This window comes from Clostridium sp. HV4-5-A1G (genome assembly GCF_900184915.1).
In the GTDB taxonomy this organism is placed as follows: domain Bacteria; phylum Bacillota; class Clostridia; order Clostridiales; family Clostridiaceae; genus Clostridium_B; species Clostridium_B aromativorans.
The window spans coordinates 1-2739 of sequence record NZ_FXYI02000283.1; the positions used below are offsets into that span (position 1 = coordinate 1).

The window sequence follows — 2739 nt, forward strand, 5'->3', positions numbered from 1 at the left end:
AGAATATATAATAGAATATGTTATGTATAAAATTTTATTTATAGATATAGCTTCACTAGAAAGGCGGAATACTATTTTGAATATATCTGTTGCGATTGACGGTCCTGCAGCTGCGGGTAAAAGTACTATAGCAAATATTATAGCTCATAGATTTAGCCTTGTGTATATAAATACGGGATTTATGTATAGGGCTGTTACCCTTATGTGTATGAAGGAAGATGTATCTTATACAGATGTGCAGGGCGTTTGTGAAATTGCAAAATCACTTGAGATATGTTTTGATGGAGATAGAATTTTAGTGAACGGTAAAGACTTTACAGATCTTATAAGGCAACCTAATATAAGCAGCAATGTGTCTAATTATGCTGCCATTTCTGAGCTGCGAAAATTATTGGTAGACATGCAGCAGAAAATAGCGTCAAAGTGTAATGTAGTCATGGATGGACGAGATATAGGTACTGTGGTTTTAAAAAATGCTCCTTTGAAATTTTTTCTTACCGCCAGTGCCAGTGAAAGGGCTAAGAGAAGGTGTGTAGAGCTTAATAAAAAAGGCATACCTGCAGAATATGATAAAGTACTGGATGAAATAATTAAAAGAGATTATATAGATTCACATAGGGCAGTTTCTCCACTTGTGAAATCAGAAGATGCGGTGGAAATAGATTCTTCTAATCTTTCTATTTTGGAGGTTGTAGAAATTATTTCAAAATACATAATAAAATATATTGAAGGGCATAATCAATAAGATTTAAGGTGAAATTATGAAAATTATACTAGCAGATAAGTCTGGATTTTGCTTTGGAGTAAAGAGAGCTGTGGAAAAAGCTGTAAGTACTCAAAAAAAATTTAAAAAAAATATATATACTTTAGGGCCTTTAATTCATAATAATAATGTAGTAAAAAAATTAGAGGGAAAGGGAATATTTCCTATAGAAAAGGACGATATGAACAATCTTAAAGAGGGAGATGTAGTCATAATACGTTCTCACGGAGTACCTAAATATATATTTACTTTTTTGAAGGATAAAAAAATAAATGTAATAGATGCTACCTGCCCATATGTTTCAAATATACAAAAAAAAGTACAAGAATATTATAAATTGGGGTATTCTATATTAATAGTAGGTGATAAAACTCACCCTGAAGTGATTGGTATAAATGGTTGGTGTGAAAATACTGCAATTGTATCTAAGGATGGATTAGACTTAAATAAACTTTCATCAAGACTTTGCATAGTATCACAGACTACAGAAAGACAATCCAACTGGCAAAAAGTTTTGAGTGTAGTAATCAAACAGTGCAAAGAGTTTATTGCTTTTAACACAATATGTAGCGCCACGGAATTCCGACAAAAATCTGCAGAGGATATTTCAAAAAAAGTTGATATGATGGTAGTACTAGGGGGAAAAAATAGTTCTAATACCACTAAATTATATGAAATATGTAAAAATAATTGTAAAAATACTATTCATGTTGAAAATTCAGGAGAAATACCTGATAATATAATTAGATCTAATAAAATAAAAACTATAGGTGTTACAGCAGGAGCTTCGACACCAGATTGGATAATAAAGGAGGCAATTTTAAAAATGAGTGATGACAAAAATTTGGCATTAAATGAGCAATTATCTTATATGGATAAAAATGATACTCAAATAATATTAGGGGAAAAAATCAAAGGGACTGTAATATCTGTAAATCCAAATGAGGTCTTTTTAAATATAGGATATAAATCGGATGGCATACTTCCTAAATCTGAAATAACCAGAAATGAAGAGGATGATTTGGAACAGTTAATACATCTGGGTGATGAGCTGGAAGTAAAGGTAATACGAAGACAAAATGAAGATGGATATGTAGTGCTTTCTAAATTAGAACTAGAAAGAGAAAATGCATATAGAGAATTAAGAGAAAATAATGGGAAGGATACTATTTTAAAGGTTACGGTAAAAGAAGCCGTAAATGGTGGACTTGTGGCAAATTATAAGGGTGCTAGGGTTTTTATACCGGCTTCCCATGTAGAATTATATCATGTGAATGATCTTTCCCAATATGTGGATAAAGAATTGGATGTAAATATAATTGAATTTAAAGAGGAGAAAAGAGGAACCAGAATAGTAGCTTCGAGAAGAGAACTCTTAAGGGCAGAAAGAGAAAAGATAGAGGAAAAAACCTGGAATATACTTCAAAAGGATACAGTAGTGGAGGGAGAAGTTAGAAGATTAACTGATTTTGGTGCTTTTGTAGATGTACAGGGAGTTGATGGTTTGCTTCATGTATCTGAACTATCCTGGGGAAGAGTAGGTAAGCCAAGCGATGTTTTAAAAATAGGAGATAAGATCAAAGTTTATATATTGGATGTGGATAAGGAAAAAAGAAAATTATCATTATCTATGAAAAAACTTATGGAAAATCCTTGGAATAATGTTGATGTAAAATATCCAGTAGGCAGTGTAGTACTTGGAAAAGTAGTCAGGTTTGCAAGTTTTGGTGCTTTTGTGGAATTGGAACCCGGAGTAGATGCACTTGTCCATATATCTCAAATAAGCCATAAGAGAATAGATAAACCTGAAGATGTGTTAAAGGTTGGTGAAGAGGTAAAAGCAAAAATCTTGGAAGTAAACAAGGAGAATGAAAAAATAGCTTTAAGTATAAAAGAAGTGGATGATATCTAATATAAAATTTTGTAATATAAATGTACTGCTATTCTAAATTTTATACTAAAATTAACTTACTACC

General features: G+C 31.6%; 2 protein-coding genes. Both read left to right on the forward strand.

The genetic code is table 11. The annotated features are described in order from the left end of the window. Positions 1-76: 76 nt before the first annotated feature. Positions 77-745 carry a (d)CMP kinase gene (cmk, locus tag J5G60_RS17745; protein ID WP_150359029.1) on the forward strand — a complete coding sequence of 223 codons (669 nt, stop codon included), beginning with the start codon at positions 77-79 and terminating at the stop codon, positions 743-745. A 16-nt stretch (positions 746-761) separates the two neighbouring features. Beyond that, entirely contained in the window at positions 762-2675 is a 1914-nt protein-coding gene (locus J5G60_RS17750) for a bifunctional 4-hydroxy-3-methylbut-2-enyl diphosphate reductase/30S ribosomal protein S1 (protein WP_150359028.1), read from the forward strand. Positions 2676-2739 lie beyond the last annotated feature (64 nt).

Excerpts from the sequence above, each read along its gene's own strand:
- J5G60_RS17750 (WP_150359028.1), top strand. The coding sequence starts at position 762 with ATGAAAATTATACTAGCAGATAAGTCTGGATTTTGCTTTGGAGTAAAG.